Annotated in this window: 20 protein-coding genes; 13 read left to right on the plus strand and 7 right to left on the minus strand. The window is 60.1% G+C overall.

The window, feature by feature from the left end:
* Positions 1-199: 199 nt before the first annotated feature.
* From QQL64_RS09715 to rapA, 9 genes are all read left to right on the plus strand, one after another.
* Entirely contained in the window at positions 200-2,380 is a 2,181-nt protein-coding gene (locus QQL64_RS09715) for a TonB-dependent receptor (protein ID WP_284398673.1), read from the plus strand.
* Positions 2,381-2,394: 14 nt separating this feature from the next.
* On the plus strand, positions 2,395-3,081 hold the full coding sequence (locus tag QQL64_RS09720; RefSeq protein WP_284398674.1) for a Fe2+-dependent dioxygenase: 687 nt from the start codon (positions 2,395-2,397) through the stop codon (positions 3,079-3,081).
* Positions 3,082-3,308: 227 nt separating this feature from the next.
* A complete protein-coding gene (locus tag QQL64_RS09725; protein ID WP_284398676.1) occupies positions 3,309-3,920 on the plus strand; it encodes a GspH/FimT family pseudopilin in 612 nt (203 codons plus the stop codon).
* Complete coding sequence (gene pilV / locus QQL64_RS09730) at positions 3,917-4,450, plus strand: type IV pilus modification protein PilV (RefSeq protein ID WP_284398678.1); 534 nt, start codon at positions 3,917-3,919, stop codon at positions 4,448-4,450. The genes QQL64_RS09725 and pilV overlap by 4 nt, the downstream gene beginning before the upstream one ends.
* A gap of 3 nt (positions 4,451-4,453) precedes the next feature.
* Positions 4,454-5,197 (plus strand): PilW family protein, encoded by a 744-nt coding sequence (locus QQL64_RS09735; RefSeq protein ID WP_284398680.1) that lies wholly within the window; start codon positions 4,454-4,456, stop codon positions 5,195-5,197.
* A gap of 31 nt (positions 5,198-5,228) precedes the next feature.
* A complete protein-coding gene (locus QQL64_RS09740; RefSeq protein ID WP_284398683.1) occupies positions 5,229-5,801 on the plus strand; it encodes a pilus assembly PilX family protein in 573 nt (190 codons plus the stop codon).
* Positions 5,802-5,818: 17 nt separating this feature from the next.
* Entirely contained in the window at positions 5,819-10,096 is a 4,278-nt protein-coding gene (locus QQL64_RS09745) for a PilC/PilY family type IV pilus protein (RefSeq protein ID WP_284398685.1), read from the plus strand.
* Between the two features lie 17 nt (positions 10,097-10,113).
* Entirely contained in the window at positions 10,114-10,611 is a 498-nt protein-coding gene (locus QQL64_RS09750; protein ID WP_284398687.1) for a type IV pilin protein, read from the plus strand.
* 80 nt (positions 10,612-10,691) lie between these two features.
* On the plus strand, positions 10,692-13,532 hold the full coding sequence (rapA, locus tag QQL64_RS09755) for an RNA polymerase-associated protein RapA (RefSeq protein WP_284398693.1): 2,841 nt from the start codon (positions 10,692-10,694) through the stop codon (positions 13,530-13,532).
* 11 nt (positions 13,533-13,543) lie between these two features.
* Here rapA and QQL64_RS09760 read toward each other — a convergent pair whose 3' ends face one another.
* The 5 genes from QQL64_RS09760 to QQL64_RS09780 all read right to left on the minus strand — a co-directional run bounded on the left by QQL64_RS09760 (position 13,544) and on the right by QQL64_RS09780 (position 18,827).
* The gene (locus QQL64_RS09760) at positions 13,544-14,911 is read right to left on the minus strand and encodes an amino acid permease (protein WP_284398696.1); all 1,368 of its coding nucleotides are present in this window, start codon (positions 14,909-14,911) and stop codon (positions 13,544-13,546) included.
* Positions 14,912-14,981: 70 nt separating this feature from the next.
* Positions 14,982-15,635: a rhomboid family intramembrane serine protease gene (locus tag QQL64_RS09765; protein WP_284398698.1), complete on the minus strand. Its 654-nt coding sequence runs from the start codon at positions 15,633-15,635 to the stop codon at positions 14,982-14,984.
* Between the two features lie 101 nt (positions 15,636-15,736).
* Positions 15,737-16,435, minus strand: coding sequence for a C40 family peptidase (locus QQL64_RS09770; RefSeq protein WP_284398702.1), 699 nt, complete (start codon positions 16,433-16,435; stop codon positions 15,737-15,739).
* Positions 16,436-16,705: 270 nt separating this feature from the next.
* Positions 16,706-17,395: a YggS family pyridoxal phosphate-dependent enzyme gene (locus QQL64_RS09775; RefSeq protein ID WP_404601024.1), complete on the minus strand. Its 690-nt coding sequence runs from the start codon at positions 17,393-17,395 to the stop codon at positions 16,706-16,708.
* Positions 17,396-17,402: 7 nt separating this feature from the next.
* Positions 17,403-18,827 carry a M20 family metallopeptidase gene (locus QQL64_RS09780; protein WP_284398708.1) on the minus strand — a complete coding sequence of 475 codons (1,425 nt, stop codon included), beginning with the start codon at positions 18,825-18,827 and terminating at the stop codon, positions 17,403-17,405.
* Positions 18,828-19,060: 233 nt separating this feature from the next.
* Between QQL64_RS09780 and QQL64_RS09785 the strand changes: the two genes are divergently transcribed.
* The 4 genes from QQL64_RS09785 (at position 19,061) to QQL64_RS09800 (ending at position 21,085) form a co-directional block, all read left to right on the plus strand.
* The gene (locus tag QQL64_RS09785; protein ID WP_284398710.1) at positions 19,061-19,411 is read left to right on the plus strand and encodes a ComEA family DNA-binding protein; all 351 of its coding nucleotides are present in this window, start codon (positions 19,061-19,063) and stop codon (positions 19,409-19,411) included.
* Between the two features lie 88 nt (positions 19,412-19,499).
* Positions 19,500-19,970: an SET domain-containing protein-lysine N-methyltransferase gene (locus QQL64_RS09790; RefSeq protein ID WP_284399731.1), complete on the plus strand. Its 471-nt coding sequence runs from the start codon at positions 19,500-19,502 to the stop codon at positions 19,968-19,970.
* Between the two features lie 6 nt (positions 19,971-19,976).
* Positions 19,977-20,516, plus strand: coding sequence for a GNAT family N-acetyltransferase (locus tag QQL64_RS09795; protein WP_284398713.1), 540 nt, complete (start codon positions 19,977-19,979; stop codon positions 20,514-20,516).
* On the plus strand, positions 20,513-21,085 hold the full coding sequence (locus tag QQL64_RS09800; RefSeq protein ID WP_284398715.1) for a HutD/Ves family protein: 573 nt from the start codon (positions 20,513-20,515) through the stop codon (positions 21,083-21,085). The genes QQL64_RS09795 and QQL64_RS09800 overlap by 4 nt, the downstream gene beginning before the upstream one ends.
* A 2-nt stretch (positions 21,086-21,087) precedes the next feature.
* Here QQL64_RS09800 and QQL64_RS09805 read toward each other — a convergent pair whose 3' ends face one another.
* Positions 21,088-21,999, minus strand: a complete 912-nt coding sequence (locus QQL64_RS09805; RefSeq protein ID WP_284398717.1) for a hypothetical protein — start codon at positions 21,997-21,999, stop codon at positions 21,088-21,090.
* A complete protein-coding gene (locus QQL64_RS09810; protein ID WP_284398719.1) occupies positions 21,999-24,224 on the minus strand; it encodes a M1 family metallopeptidase in 2,226 nt (741 codons plus the stop codon). Before QQL64_RS09810 ends, QQL64_RS09805 begins: the two co-directional genes overlap by 1 nt.
* Positions 24,225-24,319: the final 95 nt, after the last annotated feature.

Genomic DNA, 24,319 nt, shown 5'->3' on the forward strand with positions numbered 1-24,319 from the left:
CCGCCGCGGCCTGTCCCTTCCTACGGAAGCTTCACAAGTCTGTAACTGCATGTGATAATAGGAACGATTCTTATTTACTAGACCCAGCCGTGTCGGGCAGCAAGCGGGATTGAGGCTGGTCGTGGAGTGCCACTCCAACGACCTACTCAAGCGAGCCAACCACCGTGTTCGGGCGTTTCCACCTCATCGACTCGCCACTATGCCCGCTAACTTCCGCGCTACACCCCTACAAACCGCCCTGCTACTGGCCCTCACCCTTCCCGCGGTCACCCACGCGCAAACAACGTCCCAGGCCAGTGATACATCCAGCACGCCGCAAACGACCGGACATCCGAAAACACTGAGTTCGGTACACGTCACCGGCAGCGTGGTGGGCACCGATTACGATGCCGACGCATCCACCGTGGGCGCCAAGGTACCGACCTCTCTGCGCGATATTCCGCAATCCATCGTGGTGGTGAACCGCGATCTGCTCGATGCGCAAGGTGCGACCTCATTGCAGGACGCCTTGCGCAACGTGCCGGGCATCACCATCGGTGGCGCCGAAGGCGGACAGATCGGCAACAACATCAATTTGCGCGGCTTCACTGCACGCACCGATATTTATCTGGACGGCTTCCGCGATCCGGGTCAGTACTACCGCGACACGTTCGACCTATCGGCCATCGAAGTACTCAAAGGCCCCTCCTCCATGCTGTTCGGCCGTGGCTCCACCGGCGGCGTGATCAACCAGGTCACCAAGGAGCCGGAGCTGAAAGCGTTCGGCGAAGTGACGGCCACCGTGGGAAGCAGCGATCGGTATCGCACAACGGCCGATTTCAACCAGCCTCTATCTGACACCGCCGCCGTGCGACTGAACGTGTATGGCCAAGACATGCACTCCACGCGAAACGTAGCCAAGAACCAGGACGATGGCATCGCGCCATCGGTGCGCTTCGGCATCGGCACGCCTACGCAAATCACACTATCCGCGCTGATCCAGCGCAATCACGATATGCCCGACTACGGCCTGCCGCCCATCAACGGACGTCCGGCCCAGGTCAACGACAAAAATTGGTACGGACTCACCAACGACCGTACCAACCAGAGCGTCAACGAATTCAACGCGCGCGTTGAACACACATTCTCGGACTACGTAAGCCTGCGTTCGCAGCTGCAATACAGCGACTACACGACCGATGCGCGTGAGACCGCTGCCAACAGCGTGGTGACTGCAGGCGGCATAACGCTCAACAAGACGCTGGGCAACCCGACCAATCTGCCGCTGCAAGATCTGTACGTACAGCTTGCGAGCCACGACCGCGTGATTCACGACAAGACCATCGACAGCCAGACCGACCTGGTGACCAAGTTCGATACCGGTGGCTTGCAGCACACGCTCATTACCGGCATGGAGCTCTCGCGCGAAACCTACAACAACCAATCCTATACGCGAAACGGATTGCCGCTGCTTTCGCTGCTGAATCCTGTACAGGAAGCCACGCCGGCCAACGTCACCACCACGGTAGGCAACTATGCGCAATCCGTCGGCAAGACTGCCGCGATATATGCGAACGACACTATCCGCTTTAACGATCAATGGATGGTAGTAGCCGGCGTGCGCCGCGACGAATTCGACGCGCACATCAGCAACACCGTCTCGCTACCGGCTTACGCGCAGCAGACGGTGTATTTCACGAGCGTGCGCGGTGGCGTGATCTATCAGCCGAGCGAAACGCAGTCCTACTATGCGTCGTACGGCACGTCATTCGATCCATCGTTGGAACAGCTCACGCTCACCAACGGTACGCAGAACCTGGCGCCAGAAAAAAACCACTCGTATGAAATTGGCGGCAAGTGGAACCTGCTGGGCGACATGCTGTCGATCAACGCCGCGCTGTACAACTTGGAACAAACCAACGCACGCACCCAAACTTCGTCCGGCGAATACGCGCTGGACGGCAATATCCGCGTGCGCGGTGCGGAACTGGGCGTCATCGGCCATCTTACGAAGAACTGGCAGATCTTCTCCGGCTATAGCCACATGGACGGTAGGATCATCAAAGCGCTGGACGGCACCCAAGGCAACGTGCCCGCCAACACGCCGCGCAACACGTTCACGACGTGGACCACCTATACCTTCGCGCAGCACTGGGAGGCCGGCGGCGGTCCCACCTACATGTCACAGCGTTACGCGGCGAATACGGATACGGTCAGCGTAGGTGGCTATACGCGCTGGGACGCCACGCTGGCATACCATCAACCTAGCTACGACATTCGTCTCAACGTGCTCAACTTAACCGACAAGCACTACTTCGACGCGCTGATCCCGTCGGATGGTGGCCGTTCGGTGCCAGGCATCGGCCGCACCGAAATGGTGACGTTCACGTACAAGTTCTGATGGAGTACGGCTAAATGCTGGTGCATATACCCGCCCTGCTCGACAGCAAACAACTGGCACACTTCCGTCGACAACTCGACGCCGATAACGCGCCCTGGGTGGACGGACGCGTCACTGCGGGGCACCAAGGCATACACGTAAAGCAGAACCAGCAAATCGCCGAGGGCTCTGCCCTGGCGATTGAGCTGGGCCATGTCGTGCTAGCCGCGCTGGAACGGCACCCATTGTTCATCAGCGCGGCGTTGCCCCATCGCGTTTATCCACCGATGTTCAATCGCTATCAAAGCGGCATGCACTTCGGCAGCCATGTCGACGGTTCGGTGCGGTTATTGCCGGACACCGGCGAGAAAATCCGCACCGATCTTTCCGCGACACTGTTCCTCGCGCCGCCAGATAGCTACGACGGCGGCGAGCTGTTGATCGAAGACACTTACGGCACGCAGACCGTCAAGCTCGCCGCCGGCGACATGATTCTGTATCCGGCCAGCAGCCTGCACCGTGTGAGCCCTGTCACACGAGGCACTCGCCTTGCATGTTTTTTTTGGGTGCAAAGCATGGTGCGCGACGATGGACAGCGCACGTTGCTTTTTGACCTAGATAACGCCATCCAGCAGCTCACCGCGACGCAGGCCGATGAAGCCGCACGCACACGGCTTACCGGCTGTTACCACAACCTTTTGAGGATGTGGTCGGAGGTCTAAGCCCGCCCAGGGCCAGCCATTTTGTTGATCACCATCAAAGTTCCAACGACGAACGGCGCCCTTCCGCCGATGAACGGTCGTTCAAATCAGACTTTACCTACAAGATAATCATCTTAAGCTGAGGGTCCGTCTTTACGGTTCCCTAAGCAGTTGAGGGAGTCAGGGGCGCCGGACCTGTCCGGTAGGGAATTGGCACGTCAACTCACGTGCCAGACGGGGGCTAGTTCATGAGTACGGTGTGCAGGCATCGCAAGCCGGCAGGTGGTTTCACTATCGTCGAATTGATGGTGGTGATTGTCATCGTTGCCATCATTTCGGTTTTCGCGATCCCGTCTTACAAGGGTTTGATGACCCAGAACCGGATGGCCGGCGAGATGAACGATCTGTCTACCGACATCGAATTGGCGCGCTCCGCGGCAGTCAAGCAAGGTCTGACGGTCACTATCTGCGCATCGGCCGCGCCCACTAGCGCCACCCCCACCTGTAATAACAGCGCCGAGTGGAACACTGGGTGGATTGCCTTCATCGATGTCGCCGGCAATCAGACCTTCAGCACTGCCACCGGTGACACCCTGCTGCGCGCCCACGGCCCCTTCACCAGCAGTGACACCCTGGTGTTCTCTACCACCGGCGGGACACTGAATTCCATCACCTTCAACCGCATGGGCGGCACGACCAGCTTCGGCGCCACCGCCAACAATAGCGATACCAACACCGGCACGCTGACCTTGCACGACGCCACCAACAACCCGACCTGGCACCGCTGCGTGATCGTGTCCGAGGCGGGGACCATGACCGTGGATTCCGAACAGAACCAACAGCAGGCGTCTTGTCCATGATTATTCTTACTCCCCATCGGATGCGTGGCTTCACCTTGCTGGAAGTGCTGGTTGCACTGGTGATTCTTTCTATCGGCGTGCTTGGTCTGGCTGCCATGCAAGCAACGGCGCTATCAAGCACGCACGGTTCGCAAACCGAATCAATGGTGGTGATCCAGGCGCGAAGTCTGGCCGATGCCATGACCGCCAACCCCGATTACTGGGGCATCACGTCGCCCACCTTCACCGTCACTGGTACGCCCAACAACCTCACCTACACTGGCAACCCGCCCACCTACTCGGGTGCCAATTGCAGCACCGCTACTTGCTCGTACACCGACATGGCAGGCTATGACCTGCAGCAATGGGCAAACCAATTGCTGACCCAGGTTCCTGGTGCCAAGGGCAGTATCACTTGCACAGGAAGCGCTCCTGTAGGTTGCAGCATTACGATCACCTGGACACAGAACTCGGCGGCCGCTCTCAACAGCGGCACCGCCAACGCGGCCGCTACGACACAGATGTCCTACACGCTGCTCAACCAGATCTAAGCCATGAATATCCATCTCCGTAAACAACGCGGCTTGAGTCTGATTTCGCTGATGATTGCGCTTCTCATCGGCACCTTTCTGCTTGCCGGCCTGTTCACCGTGTGGTTCCAGACACGCCAGACCTTCAGCGCGCAAAACAAGATGGCGCAGTTGCAGGACAACGAGCGAATGGCGCTGACTATCCTGGGCAATACGGTGGAATCGGCGGGCTACTATCCCGTAGCGGCGAACTATGGCACCAATCCACCCAGCCCAGCCTATACACAAGCTAACGTCTTTACGGCTACTTCGCCGTTCACCGTAGCGGGGCAGTCGGTTTACGGCACGCATCCGACGACGGGCAACGACACGCTGGAAGTGCGCTTCATGGCAGACAACAACCTGGGCAACACGCTCGATTGCCTGGGCCAGACCGACACCGCCCGCACGCTAGTCACTAATACTTTCAAGATCGACGCCAGCAACAATCTGACTTGCTCGGTCAACGGCCAGGCGGGACTGCCGATCGTGCCGGGTGTCCAGACCTTCGTGGTGTACTACGGCATCTCCACCACGCACGACAGTTCGGTCACCGAATACCTTACAGCCGATCAGGTGACGGCCAATGCACTGTGGAGCTATGTGCAGTCGGTCAACTTGCAGCTCACGTTTCTCAACCCGCTGTTTGGCCAACCCGGACAACCGGGACAAGCGTCAACGACACCGACGGTTACCCGAATCGTTTCGTTGACGCAAACGGCGAAGTGATAGCCGCGCAATGATGCTCAAGAGAACCCCCATGCATAGCAACCCTAAAATCAGGTCACATAAAGAAGGCGGCTTTGTGCTGATCGCGAGCCTGCTGATGCTGATCGTGATGACGCTGCTGGCCGTCAGCCTTTATCACAACTTTACCGTGCAGGAAAACGTCGCCTCGAACACCAAGGAAAAAGGGCGCGCCTTCCAACTGGCTCAAAGCACGCTGCAGTACGCCGAATACGTGCTGGTGAAAAACTCGGCGGCCCTCCCGGCCACGACCGCCTGCGCAGGCAAGCTGAGCACGCTCACAATCTGCTCGAACGCGTACAGCATCACCGCCCCCACGTCGGCCGGTGCTGCCATGACACTGAGCAGCTACGCGCCTTACACCAGCATGCAACCGGCCATCGCGATATCGACGACTGGCGGCAGCAATACGTACTACGGCAATCCGCAGTACTACCTCCAATTCCTTGGCGCAGCACCGGGCGGTGTTGGCCAGATCTACCAGGTAACCGCTTTGAGCTATGGCAGCACAGCCAGCGCGGTGTCGGTGGTGCAGAGCACCTATGAGTTGTCGTCCGGCACCAAGTGCCTGTCCTGCGGGCCATAAATACAGGGTCGAATAACATGAAAACCACACGGATATTCGCAAGCTGGCTCGCACTCATCGGTCTTACCGCATGGTTGCCCGTAGCCAACGCGCAAACCTCGAACGTAGTGCAGGACAGCTTTACCGGTGCGTCGGCCACCATTAATTGGATCCCGTCCCACGGCGCGTGCCTGACGGCCGGTAGCGGCACCGGTACCGTTCCCGCCTGCAATGGGCTGGCCTACTACGGCAGCCAAACCCAGGCCGGCCTGACCGGCAACGTCGACCCCGTGGGCAGTGGTGCGCTGCGCCTGACCAACGGTTGCGCCGGCGGTTCCGGTGGCACCTGCTATGGCAACCAGAGTGGCGCCATTATTTCGAATACACCTTTTTCGTCGAGCCAAGGCATCCAGGTCACTTTCACCACCTATGCCTACAGCGGCAACCGCGGCGGTGGAGCGGGCGACGGCGCGGATGGTATCGGCTTCTATCTGCTGGATGCTTCCAAGGTGGCATCCACCACTAGCGGCGGCACGACCACCTATGCCCCACAAATTGGCGCGTTCGGCGGCAGCCTTGGCTACAGCTGCTCGAACACCAACAACCCTCATGACGGCATGGTGGGTGCGTATCTCGGCCTGGGCATGGACGAATTCGGCAACTTCCTCAACGGTGCCTACCAAAGCGGCTATACCGGCGACAACACGGCCACCGGTCAGATGGCAACTAACAGCAATGGTGGCAACGGTCAGCAGTATCAGCCGCAGCGTATCGGTTTGCGCGGCTACGGCAACGTCTACCTGAGTGAGTTGCAGGCGCTCAACCCTAACGCCACTGAAAATGACGTGAAAAACACGTGCGAGAACGGCGGCACTTACAGCTACACGACGACCGGGCCAACCCAGTACACGTTCGCCTATACGTATCAGCCCAACGGCTATTACACGACCCTTGTCTCTACCACCTACACGTACACCCCAACCAATCCCAATAGCAACAACAACACGAAAGCCTGCGCCGGCGCCCAGCCGGCGAACACCACCATCGGTGGCGCCGGCTCTACCAACGGGACAGCTATTGCTATCGCTGGCGGAACGCCGCTCTATCAGCAGACCTCAGTGGTAGCACCCAGTGTCAATACGTCTGGCCAGGTTTCGGTGACTTACAGCAACGGCAAGACATATACCTGCAATACACAAACTTCCGTCACCACAACTACGTACACCTATAGCCAACCGTCTTCGAGTGCGACTCCGAGTGTGCCGAGTGCGACAGTAGGCGGCACGTCGACCACCAACGATGACGGGTATTACGGTACCAGTGGTCCGCCTTTCGTGCTGGTCAATGGCAAGTACTACCCGGTTACAGAATCGACGTCTTCGAACACACCCACGAATACAAACACTGCAACATTTCCCGATTACGCAGCCATTCCCAACGCGTATGTAAACCTGCCCAGCACCACGCCCATCGCCAACGAAAGTGCACTCACACGTTCGGCGGCGACACCTATTGCCTACAAGCTGCAGATTACCCAGACCGGCCTGCTAAGCCTGTGGTACAGCTACAACGGCGGCAGTTATGTGCCAGTCCTGACCTCGCAAAGCATTGCCTCGACCAACGGCGCCATGCCGGCCAATTTCTTGTTTGGCTTTGGCGGCTCTACCGGTGGTAGTGAAAATGTTCACGAGATCACTTGCTTCCAAGCCACACCCGCGGACGTGTCTGCCAGCTCGGCAGGCATCAACGTGCAGCAAACGGGTGAGGTGCAAACCGGTACGCAGGTGTACCTGGCTTACTACCATCCCAACAACTGGTGGGGCGAGCTGGATTCGCAGAATCTGGTCTACAACAGCAGCACCGGCACGGTATCGATCGCCTCGATAGCGAACTGGGATGCATCCTGTGTTCTGACAGGCGGCAGCTGCGCGGCGACCGGCGCAACCAGCATGACTGCGCAAACTAGCCGCAGCATGGTTACCTGGACCGGTGGACCGAACGACAATGCCAGCAGTCCGGGCGCCGCCCCCTTTAACTGGGGCCGCCTGACAACGAACGAACAGGCATGGCTGGGCGCCAACGACTCCGTCGCGAACGCCGGTCAGGTAGCGCAGGATCGCGTCAACTATCTGGGGGGCGATCGCACCAACGAGGTCACCGTATCGGGTTCGTCTGTAGCCAATGCAGCGGGCTCGTATGACAATTTCCGTGCTCGTAACAGCGTGCTGGGCGACATCATCGACTCCAGCCCGACCTGGGTAGGGCCGCCCGTGACGCCTTATCCGAATACGTGGTCCGATCTGCTTTACCCCTCAGCCACCATGCCGGAGAACGCGACGAGCGCCACCACCTATGGGACGTTCGCCAGCAACGAAGCTTCGCGCCTGAACGTGGTCTACGTGGGTGCGAACGACGGCTTCATGCATGGTTTTGAAACTGGCTACTACAAGTCCGACGGCACCTACGCGTGCGCCCCGTCCAATGGCACCAACCTCTGTGCGGACGGCACTTACAACGATGGCCATGAGGTGCTTGCCTACATACCGGGAGCCGTGCTGGCGACGATCCACAACGCCGCTACTTCGACGCTGGACTACTCCTCGGTGAACTACGCGCACAACTTCTTCGTGGATGCCACGCCGGGTACCGGCGACCTGTTCTACAACAATGGCTGGCATACGTGGCTTGTGAGCGGCCTGGGCACCGGGGGCAATGCCATTTTCGCCCTAGATATCACGGATCTTGGTTCAGGCGGCGCATCGCCCTGGGGTACCGGTAGCGTGAAGGGTGAGTGGAGCACGGCAGTAACCACGACTCCCGCCTCGGGAAGCACGCCAGCAAGCACCACGGTGGCCACCACACTTGCGTGTGCCAACGACACTTCAACCAGCTTGTGTGGCGACGATCTCGGCCAGACCGTCGGCACGCCACAGATCCGCCGCCTGCACAACGGGCAGTGGGCCATTATCTTCGGCAACGGCTTCAACAGCGTCACGGGCCATGCCGGCATCTATGTGATGACTATCAACAACGGCAACATCAATGCCTCCAGCAGTGCAACGTCCGGCGTCTATTTCCTGGATACAGGCGTGGGCAGTACAAGCAACCCCAACGGTATTGGCTATATCTCTGCAGTCGATCTCGACGGTGATCACATTACCGACTACGTCTATGCCGGTGATGCCTATGGCAACGTGTGGCGTTTTGACCTGACTAGTAGCACCCCTGCCAGCTGGTCCGTTTCCAACTTCGGCAACAGCTCGCCCACTCCCTTGTTCACTACACCGGCGATCAAGACGGTGTACACCACCACCACGACAACCAGCGGTGGTACCACTACCACCACCACGTCATCGCCGACGATCACCATCCTGGGGCCGGTATCCGTATCGCAACAATCCACCTATGGATACGGCACCACCAGTACGACCAGCGGCAATACCACCACCTATACGGTTATCAGCCCCCAGCCGATTACGACCCAGCTGGTTGTGGTCTCGACGTTGGAACCAAGCTCCAGCTCTTCCACACCTTATGTGCTGGTGGAATTTGGCACCGGCTCTACCACGCCGCAGTCGGTGTCTTCCGGTGCCGTCTATTCGGCCGGACCGCAAACGTTGTACGGCATCTGGGACTGGGACTTGGGTGTAGCGGGCACGGCAGGTTCCAGCTATGCCGGCCTGGTCGGAGCGTCCGGCGCCCCTACGGCATCCACGCCGATTACGCAAAGCAGCTTGCAACAACAGACTGTCACCAGCACCACGACCGCATCCGGCTCTACCGCCATCCTTGGCTACCGCACGATTAGCGAAAACACGGTGTGTTTGGTTGGCACGACCTGCACCACGGTCAATTCGAGCGGCACTACCGTTTCGGCGGCCGGTACGTCGTACGGTTGGTATCTGAGCCTGCCAGGCTTCACCGGCGTACCCTGGGTTGGCGCCAGCAACCAGACCGAGCAGGTGATCTACAGCCCGATCGAGTCCGAAGGCGCCTTTATCGTGAATACGACGATCCCGGCGAACAACTCACCGCTGACCTGTTCGGTGAACACGGCCGCCGGCTGGACCATGGCATTGAACCCGGCCACGGGCGGAGGTTTCACCAACTCGTTCTTCTTCGATACCACAGGCAACGTGATCAGTGGTTCCATCAGCGGCATCGCGCTCAATGCGGTGGGTAGCCCGTCGGTGGTGACGGCGAACGGCCATCCTTATCTGGTCAACCAGACCATTACAGGTACTGGCACGGTCAATCAGATCAATCCTCCGGGCGGACAAAGCGGCCAGCGGCTGACATGGCTGCAACTGCATTGAGACAAGGTGAATCAGCAATGGCTAAGATATTCGACAAAGCACACATTCATCATCGCTCAACGCGTGCGACATGGCGTCATCACGATGGCTTCTCGCTGATCGAATTGATGATTGTGGTGGCTATCGTTGCGATTCTCGCTGCCATTGCGCTGCCCGCTTACCAAAGGCAGATCAGGCAATCGCGCGAATCGTCCGCCAAGTCGGCACTGCTCGACTTGGCGCGGCGCGAAGAAACGTACTATTCCACCAACAACTACTACACCCTACAAATGGCGAGCCTTGGCTATAGCACCGTCGCCAACAATGCCATCCAAGTACCTAACAACACCGGCGAAGACTATTACCAAGTCGCGATTACGCCGGCCGGGGCCGCCACCACCGCAACGTCGTATACGGCAACGGCTGTGCCACAAGGCTCTCAGGCCAATGATGTATGCGGTACGTACTCAATCAATAACGTCGGCGTACAGACAGCTCAAGGAACGACGTCGGGTGGTGGGGTCAACTGCTGGTAAGCGGGAGAAACTCAACGGGACGTAGCCAGCACGAACCGTTGCGCGGATAATCGGCAACCCCTACGTATTGCGGCTGCCTGATGTTCGTACCCGGTCAACGCTGGATCTCTACCGCCGAGCCCGAGCTCGGTTTGGGTACCGTACTTCGCGTCGAAGGGCGCGGTGTGCAGGTGTTGTTTGCCAAATCCGGCGTGCTGCGCCCCTACGCAATGGACTCCGCCCCGCTCGTCCGCGCCGAATTTCGTGCCGGACAGCGTGTGGCTGGCAAGGGAATCGCTTTCCTGGTGGAGCGAATCGAGGAACGTGAAGGTCTGCTGGTCTACCGTGGCGAAGGCCGCGAGCTGCAAGAAGGGCAGCTTGATGACGAGCAGAGCGTCAGCCAGGCCGACGATCGGCTAATCGGCGGACGCACCGACCCAACCCATCATTTCGAGCTGCGCCTGGAAGGCTTGAAACGCCGCGCCGACGCGCGACGCTCGCCCACCTGGGGACTAGGTTCCGCGCGCATTGGGCTGGTACCGCATCAGCTGCGCGTCGCCGGCATTGCCGCATCGCGGCATCCACCGCGCGTACTGCTGGCCGATGAAGTGGGTCTGGGCAAGACCATCGAAGCAGGCATGGTCATTGCGCGCCAGATTGCCACGGGCCGCGCATCGCGTGTACTGGTGCTGTTGCCGGATACACTGGTCTACCAATGGTTCGTCGAGCTGTTGCGGCGTTTCAACCTGAGCTTTGCGATCTACGACGAAGAACGTTGCGAGGCCGTCGAGCAGTCCGATAGCGGCCACAATCCGTTCGAAGACGAGCAGCTGGTAATCGCCGATTTCAGCTTTCTCGAGCACAGCCCGAAACGCGCTTCACAATTGCTTGACGCCCGCTGGGACTTGCTGGTCGTGGATGAAGCACACCACCTGGCCTGGACGCCGGAGGCCGCCAGCCCGCGCTACACCTTAGTCGAACAGCTCGCCGCAGCCACCCCCGGGGTGATCTTGCTCACCGCCACACCGGAACAATTGGGACGCAGCGGACACTTCGCGCGTTTGCGTCTGCTCGATCCGCAGCGTTATCACCATCTCGATACATACCTGATGGAAGCCGAGCACTTCCAATCGCTTTCACACGTAGCCGACAAGCTATTGGAACGCGTGCCGCTCGAGCCTACCGAACTGCAAGAGCTGCAAAAGGCCTTCGAGAGCGATGCATCATTGCAGGCCTGCCTGGCCGACACGACCAAACCCGAACACAGCCGCGAATTGTTGGCGGCGCTGATCGATCGTCACGGCACCGGCCGCTCGATGTTCCGCAATCGTCGTGCAGGCATCGGCGGCTTTCCGAAACGCGTGCCGCAATGGGAGTTGATTGACGCCGAGCGCCTGGACGACAACACGCGTCAGACGCTGCTTGCCGAATTCCACGCGGACATCCAGCAACCGGTGCCCGCGCTTGAACTCGATTACACCAGCGATCCGCGCGTCGACACGCTCGTTGCGTTGCTGGAGGCACACCCACAGGACAAATTCCTGCTGATCTGCCGTAGCCAAGCCAAGGTACTCGCGCTGGAAGAAGCGTTGCGCACACGCACCGGCGCAGGTATCGCTCGCTTCCACGAAGGCTTGGGGATCGTGCAGCGCGACCGCAATGCGGCTTACTTCGCGCAGGCCGATGGCGCGCGTTTGCTGATCTGTTCGGAGATCGGCTCGGAGGGTCGCAACTTCCAGTTCGCCCATCGTCTTGTGTTGTGGGACCTGCCGCTCGACCCCGACCTGCTCGAGCAACGCATCGGCCGTCTCGATCGCATTGGTCAAAAACACGACATCAGCATCCACATCATCGCCACCACCGACAGCGCGCAACACGTGCTGGCACGCTGGTACGACGAAGGCGTCGACGCTTTCCGCACCAGCCCAGCGGACGGGCGCGAGCTGCTGCGCCGTTTCGGCGAGCCGCTAGCTCGACTCGCCGACGAACATGCGCGCGGCGACGATCAGCGCGACCAGGAGCTGGATGTGCTGCTTGCCGAGACGCGCGCCAGCCATGAACAGATGGCCGAACTGATCCGCGCCGGTCGCGATCATCTGCTCGAACTGGCGGCAAGTCGCGACCCGCACTCCGAAGAGCTTGCACAAGCGTTTCGTCGCGAAGACGACGACCCGTCACGCGATGCGTTCCAACAGCGCTTGCTCGAATCCTTCGGCATTCATGTCGAGGAACTCAGCAGCAAAGTGCTGTTGCTCGATCCGCAATATCTGTCCACAGATGCGTTGCCGGGCTTCAGCGAAGGTCCGCTGTCCATTACTTTTGCCCGCGATACTGCGCTCTCGCGCGAGGATTTGCCGCTATTGAGGCTCGACCATCCGATGATCGTGGGTGCGATGGAGCTGGCGCTTTCCAGTGAACGCGGCAACGCCGCCTTCATGGTTGATGACGCGCTGCCACCGCGCAGCGCACTGCTTCAAGCCGTCTACGTGCTGGAATGCGTAGCTGAGCGCAGCCTCGACGCCGAACGCTTCCTGCCAACACAACCCATCGTGGCGACCATCGATACCCGGCTTGCCGAGCGCTCCAACTTTCAACCGAGTGATATCGCCGTACGCAAAGCCGGCGAGCGCAATATCGAAGTATCGCGTTACCGCAAATTCCTCGCCAAACTCGTGCCGCCGATGCTGGAGAAGGCCGAAGCCGCCGCCGCGTTGCGTGCGCAGAGTAGCATCGCGTCTGCGGTAACCGAGGCTAGGGAATTACTGGATGCTGAGCTCGCGCGCCTGCATGCGTTGCGCGACATCAACCCTTCGATCAGCGAAGCTGAAATCGCCAGCGTCGAGCATGAGCGTTCTGCCCTGCTCGGCGTGCTGCCGCAAGCACGCTTGCGGCTTGACGCTGTGCGCTTTGTAGTGAGTCCGGATTTCCTCGCGCTGCGCTAGCAAACTCCAAACTACAGAGCATTCATGTCGTTGGCGGCGAGATTCATGCGCCGCCCGATGCCGAACACCACGTAAGCGACGCTCAACAGCACCACCCATGCCGCGCCGACATACAGCGCCACGCGCGTATCCGGGCTGTAACCGAGCATCACCACTACGAACATCAGGAACGCCAGGCATACCACGCTGCTCAACGGCCAACCGCGCAATGGAAATGCAGTAGCGCCGTAGCGGCGGCGGAAGCTGAAATGAGCGATCAGCACCATCGACCAGGTCCACACGGTGTTGAAGGACAGGATCGACATCATCATCGCGAAAATGCGTCCGGGCACCAGGTAGTTAAGCAGCACGCCGACGACCAGACACGCCAGGCACGCCAGCACGCTGCGCGTCGGTACACCATGTTCGTTCACCTTGCCAAACACCGCAGGCGCCTGCGCTTTGTGCGACAGGCTGTACAGCATGCGACTACCGCTGAACGTGGTGCTATTGAAACCCGAGAGCGCCGCGGTGATGACTACGAAGTTGATCACTCCCGCCGCCTGATGAATGCCAAGCTTCGCAAAGGTGGTCACGAACGGACTACCCTGCGTGCCGAGCTGATTCCACGGATAGATCGCCATGATCACGAACAGCGCGCCCACGTAGAAAATCATGATGCGCCAGAGCACCGAATTGACCGCGCGTGGAATGTTGCGCTCCGGCTGCTCCGCCTCGGCAGCTGCCATGCCGATGGTCTCGATGCCGCCGAAGGCGAACACCACGATCGGCAACGCCAGCACCATGCCTTTTACCCCGTTGGGAAACCAGCCGCCGTGACTCCACAGGTTGCTCAAGCCCAAGGGCTGGCCGCCGTTGCCCCAGCCTAGCCAGATCATGCCAGCACCGCCGAGTATCATCAGCACCACGGTCACCACCTTGATCATGGTGAACCAGAATTCCATCTCGCCGTAAACGCGCACAGCCATCAAGTTGAGTGTGCCGATCATCACCACGCTGCCGAACACCCAGATCCATTGCGGCAAGTCGGGGAACCATTCCTTCATATAAATGCCGACGCCAGTACTCTCGGCCATGCCCACGCCAACCATCAGCAGCCAGTAATTCCAGCCAGTGAGGTACCCGGCAAACGGTCCCAGGTAGCGATGCGCATAACTACTGAACGAACCGGCGACCGGATCGTGCACGGCCATTTCGCCCAGAGCACGCATGATGATGTAGATCATCAAGCCGCCAAACATGTACGCCAGGATCACGGACGGACCGGCCATCATGATGGAGTTGGCCGAGCCGAGGAACAGGCCGGTGCCGATGGCCATGCCCAGCGCCATGAAGGTGATGAGACGCGAGGTCAATCGGCGCTGCAGATGTTGGGTCATGGACTCCGCCTGTGCGTGTAAAAATGTTGGAAGAGTCTCGGAGAAACGGTTTTCTATCGTTTCGTCGAGCTCAGCGCATCAACCGGCGCTTGGGTTTAATCGGAAACTTTCCACGCCAATACTCGATCATCAAAAAGCCACCCAGCATACCGCCGAGATGGGCAAAGTGCGCCACGTCCGCTTGCCGGCCGGTAACGCCAAGCACCAGCTCCACGGCGCCATAGCCGATCACGAATAACCACGCCGGTATCGGAATGGGCAGGAAGATCAGCATGAGTTTTTCTTGCGGGTACAGCATGCCGAACGCGAGCAGCAATCCGAAGATGGCGCCGGACGCACCCAGTGTAGGTTCGAAGCCATGCGTGTAGTACTTCACCACCACCAATTGGGCCAACGCAGCGACCAGCAGACATACGAAGTAGTACACCGTGAAATTACGCGAACCGAACGTCCGCTCGATCGTCCCACCGAACATATACAGTGCGAACATGTTGAAAAAGATGTGCATGTAACCGCCATGCATGAACGCGTATGTCACCAACTGCCATGGCCGAAAGCCAATAGCTATGGTGCTGCCATCCGTCATCTGCGTCAGCTGATCGGGTCCTAAAGGCCACAACGCAAAGTGCGCGATCAAGGGATCGTTCATCACTTGCTGCAACAGAAACACCACGACATTGGCGATGAGCAAGTTGCGGGTAACCGGCGGCAAATTGGTCGGCATGGGAACCTCGTTTGGATGCCTCGGTAGTATCAGTCACGACCAGCCCAACAAAAAGGCCACCGTGGGTGGCCTTTCGCTAAAGATCGCTACAACGAGGGGAGTTAGCCGCTATGCGTGCCCGAATTGATCTGGGCCATGGCATCCGGACGGCGGGCGCCCGCGAAGCGCTTCGCCCAGTAGCTATCTGAAAGACTGTCCACGCGTACGGATTCGCCATGACGCGGCGAGTGGATAAAGCGCCCGTCACTGAGATAGATACCAACGTGCGATACGCGACCTTTGCCGTGCCGGCCGGCGGTGCGGAAGAACACCAGGTCGCCGGGCTGCATGTCATTGCGCAGAACGATATGCCCGATCAGGTACTGCGACGCCGAATTGGTCGGCAGCTGCAGACCGATCGCGCGCTCGAACACGTAACGCACAAAGCCGCTGCAATCGAAGCCGGTGGACGGATCGTGACCGCCGCGCACATAGCGCACATTGCGCAGCTGCATGGCAAGGCCGATCAACGTGTCGCGTAGATCCTGCCCCAGCTTGGCATCGCTGAACTGGTCGGCATCAAGTGCTTGGCCGGCCTCGGCAGTCTTGGCGGGAGCTAGGGCTGCAATGGGCAACTGCGTGGGAAGAGTGGACTGCGCCAGCGAGGGCGCGGGGGTGAAGGCGGACAGCGGACTGAGCAACGAAGAAGAGATCTTGGCCGATACCTGTGCCTGCAAGCCGCCATCAGTGGCTGCCAGGGCTGTACCGGAAAAGCACATGGCCGAGGCAAGCGCGGCGAGTACAAGTCGCGTTTTTGGCATGCGGAGGATCTCTGGGCGGTTACTAATCCGGTCGCCGCCCCCTCGGGGCGACCGTGACGAAGCAGTGAAGGTAACAAAGCAACACCGGCCGCATGTTCGGATGAAGTTAACTGAACTCTATCGTTTGGAAAGTCCAATGGTCACAAGATATAAGCACAATACATTGAATTTAAACAGTAAATTTTGCTTTGCCGAAGATTGCCGACCAAGGCCATTTTAAAATTTTCGCAATCTTTACGCCGAATTGAGACAAAACGCACAAGCCGGGTCTTAGGAGCGGCTGCCAAAAATGGCCGTTCCGATACGTACCTCGGTGGCTCCCTCGGCAATAGCCAGCGGGAAATCTGCGCTCATACCCATTGAAAGCCGTGGCAAGTCATGCCCAGCAGCAGCACAGCGGTTGCGCAGTTCGCGCAATTGTCGAAAGCAGGACCGTACCTCTCCGGCGTCTTCGGAAAGCGTCGCAAGAGTCATCAAACCGCGCACGTGAAGGGTGGGAAAGGCCCGCAAACGCTCCAGGAAAGCGGCTAGCTCCGCCCCAGGCAGGCCGTACTTGGTCTCTTCCCGCGCGGTTTTCACTTGCACCAACACATCCAAGGTTCGACCCTCGATCTGCAGCCGGTGATGCAAAGCCTCGGCCAGCTCCAGCCGATCCAGCGATTGCACCTCGCTGGCCAGTCGCGCGACGTCCCTGGCCTTGTTGGTTTGCAGGTGGCCGATCACCACCCACTCGATGCTGTCATCAGCGAGCGCCGCGGCCTTGTCGCGAATCTCCTGCACCTTGTTCTCGCCGAAACGGCGCAAACCCAACGCCACGGCCACACGCACGGCGTCGGGCCCGAAGGTCTTGCTGACCGGCAGCACGCTTACTTCCGCGGGATCGCGTCCGACGGCGCGGCAAGCCTCATCGACCCGCCGGCGGACTGTCGTCCAATTCGCGGCCAGTTGCGTGGCGTCGATCAATGTCTCAGCCTCGCGCGGCCTGTTGGAAATGCCGCGCCACCACTTCGGCCACCACCATCGACACCTTCTTGCCGGTCGGGATATGGATGAACTCGTTGGGGCCGTGCGCGTTGGAATGCGGCCCCAGCACGCCAGTAATCAGAAACTGCGCCTGTGGGAATTTGCCGCCCAACATGCCCATGAAGGGAATCGAGCCACCCTCGCCCATGTACGCCGCCGGCGCGCCGAAATAGTGTTGCGACGCATCGGCTACGGCCTGTTCCAGCCACGGCGACAGCTGCGGTGCGTTCCAGCCGCTGCCATCTTTTTCCAGCTTGAAGCTGACTTTGGCGCCGTAGGGCGGATCTTTCTCCAGCAGCTCTTTCAGAAACTCACCTGCCTTGGCGCCATTGAGCGTAGGCGGCACACGCAGGCTGAGCTTGACCGACGTCTTGGGACGCAACACGTTGCCGGCGCTCTCTAGAGGCGGCATGCCATCGACGCCGGTTACCGCCAATTGCGGACGCCAGGTTCGATTGAGCACGAGCTCGGTGAGATCCTCCGTCACAGGCTGCATGCCTTCGACAAAGGGGAACTTCTCGTAGACGGCCTTGCCTAGCACTTCGGCCGAGATCTTGGCCTGGTCGATGCGCTGCTGCGGAATCTCCGCATACAGCTCCTTCGGCTTGATCCGGCCCGTTTCCTGATCTTCCAGGCGCGACAGCAAGTCACGCAGGATACGGAAGCTGGACGGCACGACACCGGACGCATCACCCGAATGCACGCCCTCCTCCAGCACCTGCACCGTCAGCTCGCCGCCGGTCATGCCGCGCAGCGAGGTAGTCAGCCATAGCTGATCGTAATTGCCGCAGCCGGAATCCAGGCACACCACCAGCGAGGGGTTGCCGATGCGCTGGGCCAAATGATCCACGTAATAGGGCAAGTCGTAGCTGCCCGATTCTTCGCAGGCTTCGATCATGATCACGCAGCGCGCATGCGGCACGCCCTGCTCCCGCAGCGCAAGCAGCGCAGCGAGCGAACCGAAGATGGCATAGCCATCATCCGCACCCCCGCGGCCGTAGAGCTTGTCGCCCTTGAGCACCGGCGTCCACGGACCCAAACCGTCGGACCAACCGGTCATTTCGGGCTGCTTGTCCAGATGGCCGTACAGCACCACGGTGTCGTCGTTTTGTCCGGGCACTTCGATGTAGATGAGCGGCGTACGCCCTTCCAGCCGCACCACTTCGAGCGTGGCACCGGGCAACAGCGGCAGCTTGGTGCGCGCCCAGGTCTCCATCAGCTTCACGGCGGCATCCATATGGCCGTGCGCCACCCAATCCTTGTCGAACATCGGGGACTTGTTGGGAATCCGGATGTAATCCATCAGCTGGGGCACGATTTCGGCATCCCACAGATCGCTGATGTAGCGGGTAATACGCGCAGTATCCATACGGACTCCATCGAAAAGGTCAAAAAGCCATTCTAACAGCCCCGGCTTGTCGAGCCCGTGAGCGACCTCAGGCCACAACCCACAATGTCTGCAGCCCGATGCCCACGCTCGCGCTGGCGTTATGCGAGTGCAGCCACACGCGCTGCGCCGACTGTGCCGCGATGGGACACGCGGCGCAAAGTGATATCGCGGCGCCGGAAACGCCGCCTTCATTCATCCAGGGAGACACCGTTATGTTTCGTAGAATCGCCGCCATCGTCGGCTTGACGCTGGCGCTTGCTCTGCCGGCTTTCGCTGCCACGCCGGTCAATATCAACACGGCGGACGCCGCCACCATCGCCAATGCGCTCGATGGCGTCGGACTAAGCAAGGCGAAAGCCATCGTGGCCTTTCGCGAGGAGCATGGCCCGTTCAAGAACGTCGATGACCTGACTCAGGTCAAGGGAATCGGCCCGGCCACGCTACAGCGCAACCACGACGCCATCCTGCTTTCCGGCGAAGGCGCAAAGCCAAGCGCGGAGACACCTGCCAAGCCCAAGCACGCCAAGAAACCGAAACCCGCCACGGCGCCAGCGGAAGACTGATCGAGCACTTTGCCGGTACGGCCCATGGCGGGCCGTACCGCTTGCGCTACACTCCGCGCGGATTCCACCGCCTGCCATGCCCGTCGCCATGATCGTTCCGCGCTACCGTATCGACGCCTCCCGCATTAGCGGTGCCGGCAAAGGCCTATTTTTGGACGAACCCGTCAGCGCAGGCCGGATCATCACTGCCCCCGACACCATCGAACACACGTACCGGCTGGACGACCTGCTGTCCAAGCCCGAGCAGATGTATGCCAGCGCCCGTTGGTTCGAAGACCGTTACACCTTCTCGCCGGATTGGCCCGACGAGTGCTTCATCAATCACAGCTTCGAACCCACCGGCCTGTGGCATCTGGGTTTCGTCTTCGCTCTACACGACCTGCCCGCCGGCACGGAGATCACGGTGGACTACCGGCACCTGCTACCCCCTGGCCAGGCCGAAGACTTTATCGACACCGCCAGTGGTGAGAGAATCGTAGGTCTGCCCTGGTACGAGAGTCTGATGACGACGACCCGCGCACTGGCCCGTGTGCTGGATAGCGCAAACCTCGCTGACTGATCCGCAATGATCAACATTCCCACCCTGCAAACCGCGCGCCTTCGTCTGACGGCGCTCACCGAACGCCACTTCAATGACTACGCCGCGATGCTCGCCGACCCGGAGAGCACCCGCTGGATCGGCGACGGTCTGCCGCTAGACCGCACCAACGCATGGCGTTCGCTGGCTATGCTGATCGGCCACTGGCAACTGCGCGGCTACGGCATGTGGGCGCTGGAACTGAAATCGACAGGCGAGTTCATCGGACGCGCAGGGTTGCTGCACCCCGAAGGCTGGCCGGATATCGAAATGGGCTGGATGCTCAAGCCCAAACACCGCCATCACGGCTACGCCACCGAAGCCGGTGCTGCGGTACTGGATTTCGCCTGGGAACAACTGCACGTGCAGCGCGTGATTAGCATGGTCCGTGTGGGCAACGATGCGTCCGATCGCGTCGCCGAGCGCTTGGGCGGCGAACATATCGAAGACATCGATTTCTTCGGCAGCGACAACCACGTTTTCGCTTACTATCCGCCGCATCGCGAGTCCCGTCGCGCCTTCGCGTGAGCAGACTGAGCCTGGTGCCAGTCACATCCCTGCGCACGCAGGCATGGGCCAATGGCGCCGGTACCACCACGGTTATCGCCAATGGACCGGACGACACGCACTGGCAATGGCGACTGAGCATTGCCGATATCGCACAGGCGTGTACGTTCTCTCCCTACCCTGACACTCGCCGCCAGTTCGTTGCACTGGATGCACCACTACAGCTGCACTTTGACGATGGCCGCGACGTTTTGCTTTTGCGCTTGTCCGTCACGCATTTCGACGGCGCCGATGCGCCGCATGCCTCATTACCGGAAGGCCCTACCCGCGCATTCAATCTGATGCTGCGCGGTGCGACTGAAGGCGCGCTAATCGCGCGCCCCTTGAACGGCAGCATGTGGCTACCGTTACGGGCGCAATGGCGCTGGTTCGTGCATTTGCTGAGTGGCCGCGCCGACGTGCACGCCGACGATGAACGCATCGCCATGGATGCCGGATCGAGCCTATGGATCGATGCGCAGCCCGGCGAACGGGTACGCATCGAAGGCGGTGGCGAGCTGGTGCTGATCCAACTTGCCACCGCGCACTGAGCTTATCGATATTCCGCTTGCGGACCGGGACCGGGCACTACGGACCGAGCCACGTCAGCCAGCGCGAACAAGCGTGCCGTCCGCATCCAGCCGATCGCGAGCACGATCAATTGACCAAGCACGATCGCCAGCACGAAGCCGAAGAGGCCAAACGCGGTGACGTGGACACGTGCCACGCCGAACACCGACGCCAGCACCAAACCGATCAGCGTTACGACCACATAGAACAACAGCGTTCGCAATGGGCGTCGGAACAACTGCCGAATACCTCGCCACAGCGCACGCATCGCCGACCGTAAAGTGGTATCGGCGATGAAGGCCGCTCGCGCCGACTCCACGATCGATTGAATCAACACAAACACGACCAGCAAGACCCAATGCGCGACACTGGCATACCTATCGGCCTGTGATTCCAGCACCGCTTTTTCGGCATGCTTGTCGGCCAGGTGCATGCCCAATCCCGCCACCGCTGCCACCAGCGCGTACGGCAGCAGCGACCAGAGCATCAGGCGAAACATGCGGCCGTATTCGATCAGACCGTTCTGCAGCAACGCGCCGAAGCCCAACACGCGTTCAGCGCGGCCACTGCCTACGATCATGCCATCCAGGAATGGCGACAGCAGCAAGGTCAGCACCAAGCCGATCATCGCCGTTGCGCCGAACCACTCGGCATGATCGCTCAGCGAGAACATCACATCGGTAAACATCGCTGCGCTGAAGTGCTGCGCCCATTGCGCCGCATGCACGGAGGAATCGAGCATGCCACCAAGCATATGCAGCAACGGCCACGCCACCACCGTCGCCGGTATCAGCATGATCAGCAACCACAGCAACAACAGGCGCCATTGCACAGCGGCAAGCATGGCGGACAGCAGGGCACCAAGGCCCGCAGAACGGGATGTGTTGTTGGCCATCACAGGGTCACCAGCATGGAGTAGAGGGTCTGCAGTACGGCTGCTACATCCGCCGTCCAGCGCCGTGAGGCTGCACCATCGGAATGGGTCGTTAGACTGTCGCTGAGCTTGATGTCCAGATAGTTATGCTGGTTGGGATCGAGTTCGGCCGATACCGCTTTGCTGGGTTTGACGAAATCGAAACGTGCCCAGCGGCGATCGTCGTTCCATGACACATCTTCATGCGTGCCATCTTCGAAGTTCACTCGCAGCAACTCCGGCGCGGGCACACCGTCACGCGTCACCGTAATCGTGCTGTGCCAGGGGAAAGGTCCGGGCGCGCCGGGCTTCGCATTCGGATGCGCCTTGTTCCAATCGCTGCGCTGCTTGTCGACCTGCTTGTCCAGATCGCTCCCAACGATCTCGACCTGCTTTCCGTCTTTCCAGGTGACGCCTGCCTGAGGGAGTACTTCATAGGTGTCGATATCCGCAACGCTGTCTTTCATGACGCCGGTGCCGTAAACGTATTCGTTGAAGATGGCATCCACATCTTTGGCATTGCCGGAGCTGTCGATCAGCGCAGCGCGAAGATCGGCGACCGAAGGGTGACGGAAGCGCCAGCGCTGGTAATACAGGCGAAATGCCTTCTCCAACGCGGGTGTACCCAACCGTTCTTCCAGATCATGCATCGCTGTGGCGGTGCGCGAATACACCGTACCGTAGCTGGTGCCCGAGAGGCGGTCCCAACTGTTCTGTGCCAGCGGATCGGCGGGATGTTTCAGGGTCGCGGTCATGCGCTCGAAGTCGAAACCGCTGATGTGCGGCGTAATACCCAGCCATTTCATGAGCGGCGTGGCGACGACGAGATCCTGCTTGCGCTCCCGCAACATGCGGTTGTCCCAGTATTCGTTGAGGCCCTCGTCAAGAATGGGCTCCTCGAATTCATTGGAGGCGAGAATGCCGTAGAAGTAGCCATGACCGAATTCGTGGATGTTGACGAAATCGCTGAGCATCTGGGTATAGGTGTCGGGCTCAACCTTCTTGAATCCCTCGGACGTAAAGAAGGTCGGGTATTCCATGCCACCCGCTTCGTCCGCGTTGTAGGGCGGAACGACCGCCGTCAACGTTTCGTACGGATACGGCCCCAGCGTCTTGGAGAAATAGCCGATGGCATCGATGCTCGACTTTAAGGTCGGCGCGGCGCTGCCTTCGTATTCCGGCGGATAGATCACCCGCACTGCCACTTTCGGGCTGCCCGGTCCTTCATACGTGCCATCCAGCGTCTTGAAGCCCTTGGCGGCCACCCAGGCGAAATCGTGCACATCGCCCTGCACGAAGTGATAGGTCGTTTTACCGTCCTTCTGTTCCGGGGTGCCCTGCAACTTGCCGACAGCGCCGACTGTGTAATCGCTCGGCACGGTCAGATGCACGTCGTACAGGCCAAAGTCGGCGAAGAACTCACTGCTGAAGTGGAATTCATGCGCATTCCAACGCACCTGTGTGGCGCCGCGTTCGCCAGGCAACTCCAGCACGGCGATTTTCGGGAACCATTGTCCAATCAGATTGAAATCGCCCCACCACCCCGTGCGCTCCACAACACGCGGCAACTGGCTAAGAAAATCGATATCCAGCGCGAGCGTGCCGCCCGCAGGCACTGGCTGCGCCAGGTCGATCCGCACCACGGTCTGGTCGGTATCGGGGCCGCCATCGGGGTGCACGAAGCTCCACTTCAGTGCGGTGCCACCCTGCTGCACCTGCTGCAAGCGGACCCAGCCCCATTGCCCTTTCTCGAGTACCGCCGCGCCGCGCGACTGACCATGGGCAGTCAGCACCTTGCGCTCGGTGAAGAAGGTGCTGCCTTCGTTCTGAAAAGCGTTGAGATAAAGATGGAAGTACACGCTGCGCACATCGCGATCGCTGCGATTGCGCCAGGTCATGTGCTCCTTGCCGGTCACCGCGTGCTTCGCGGCATCCAGATCGGCATCGATGGTGTAACTCACGACGCGGTCGGAAAGCGTCGGCTCATTGCCGGTGCGTTCGCCACCCCACGCGTTGGTAGCGCTCTGCTGGGTGATGATGGTGTCGTGCGCCGGGGCGAACGGAATATCCTCCGCCACCGCAACCGTCGCCGCGGCAGCCGGCTGTGGCTTCGTATCGGGTGTCCGCGCCTGAGCGCCTGCTCCCCAGGAACACAACACGATCAACGCGGCGAGCCATGGGCCGCCTCTATTCGTTGCTAACCTCATCCGTCCTCTCCCCTCAAGATGATTGCCGAGCCTGAGCCAAGCATACTGATGGAGCATCGGCCATAGGTCACGGCCATGGCATCGGACATGCCGAC

It is taken from the genome of Dyella lipolytica (genome assembly GCF_030160075.1).
Classification (GTDB): Bacteria; Pseudomonadota; Gammaproteobacteria; order Xanthomonadales; family Rhodanobacteraceae; genus Dyella_B; species Dyella_B lipolytica.

What these genes read in the sequence shown, in the direction of transcription:
- QQL64_RS09715 (WP_284398673.1), top strand. Translation starts at nt 200, where the DNA reads ATGCCCGCTAACTTCCGCGCTACACCCCTACAAACCGCCCTGCTACTG.
- QQL64_RS09720 (WP_284398674.1), top strand. Translation starts at nt 2,395, where the DNA reads ATGCTGGTGCATATACCCGCCCTGCTCGACAGCAAACAACTGGCACAC.
- QQL64_RS09725 (WP_284398676.1), top strand. Translation starts at nt 3,309, where the DNA reads ATGAGTACGGTGTGCAGGCATCGCAAGCCGGCAGGTGGTTTCACTATC.
- pilV (WP_284398678.1), top strand. Translation starts at nt 3,917, where the DNA reads ATGATTATTCTTACTCCCCATCGGATGCGTGGCTTCACCTTGCTGGAA.
- QQL64_RS09735 (WP_284398680.1), top strand. Translation starts at nt 4,454, where the DNA reads ATGAATATCCATCTCCGTAAACAACGCGGCTTGAGTCTGATTTCGCTG.
- QQL64_RS09740 (WP_284398683.1), top strand. Translation starts at nt 5,229, where the DNA reads ATGCATAGCAACCCTAAAATCAGGTCACATAAAGAAGGCGGCTTTGTG.
- QQL64_RS09745 (WP_284398685.1), top strand. Translation starts at nt 5,819, where the DNA reads ATGAAAACCACACGGATATTCGCAAGCTGGCTCGCACTCATCGGTCTT.
- QQL64_RS09750 (WP_284398687.1), top strand. Translation starts at nt 10,114, where the DNA reads ATGGCTAAGATATTCGACAAAGCACACATTCATCATCGCTCAACGCGT.
- rapA (WP_284398693.1), top strand. Translation starts at nt 10,692, where the DNA reads ATGTTCGTACCCGGTCAACGCTGGATCTCTACCGCCGAGCCCGAGCTC.
- QQL64_RS09760 (WP_284398696.1), bottom strand. Translation starts at nt 14,911, where the DNA reads ATGACCCAACATCTGCAGCGCCGATTGACCTCGCGTCTCATCACCTTC.
- QQL64_RS09765 (WP_284398698.1), bottom strand. Translation starts at nt 15,635, where the DNA reads ATGCCGACCAATTTGCCGCCGGTTACCCGCAACTTGCTCATCGCCAAT.
- QQL64_RS09770 (WP_284398702.1), bottom strand. Translation starts at nt 16,435, where the DNA reads ATGCCAAAAACGCGACTTGTACTCGCCGCGCTTGCCTCGGCCATGTGC.
- QQL64_RS09780 (WP_284398708.1), bottom strand. Translation starts at nt 18,827, where the DNA reads ATGGATACTGCGCGTATTACCCGCTACATCAGCGATCTGTGGGATGCC.
- QQL64_RS09785 (WP_284398710.1), top strand. Translation starts at nt 19,061, where the DNA reads ATGTTTCGTAGAATCGCCGCCATCGTCGGCTTGACGCTGGCGCTTGCT.
- QQL64_RS09790 (WP_284399731.1), top strand. Translation starts at nt 19,500, where the DNA reads ATGATCGTTCCGCGCTACCGTATCGACGCCTCCCGCATTAGCGGTGCC.
- QQL64_RS09795 (WP_284398713.1), top strand. Translation starts at nt 19,977, where the DNA reads ATGATCAACATTCCCACCCTGCAAACCGCGCGCCTTCGTCTGACGGCG.
- QQL64_RS09805 (WP_284398717.1), bottom strand. Translation starts at nt 21,999, where the DNA reads ATGGCCAACAACACATCCCGTTCTGCGGGCCTTGGTGCCCTGCTGTCC.
- QQL64_RS09810 (WP_284398719.1), bottom strand. Translation starts at nt 24,224, where the DNA reads ATGAGGTTAGCAACGAATAGAGGCGGCCCATGGCTCGCCGCGTTGATC.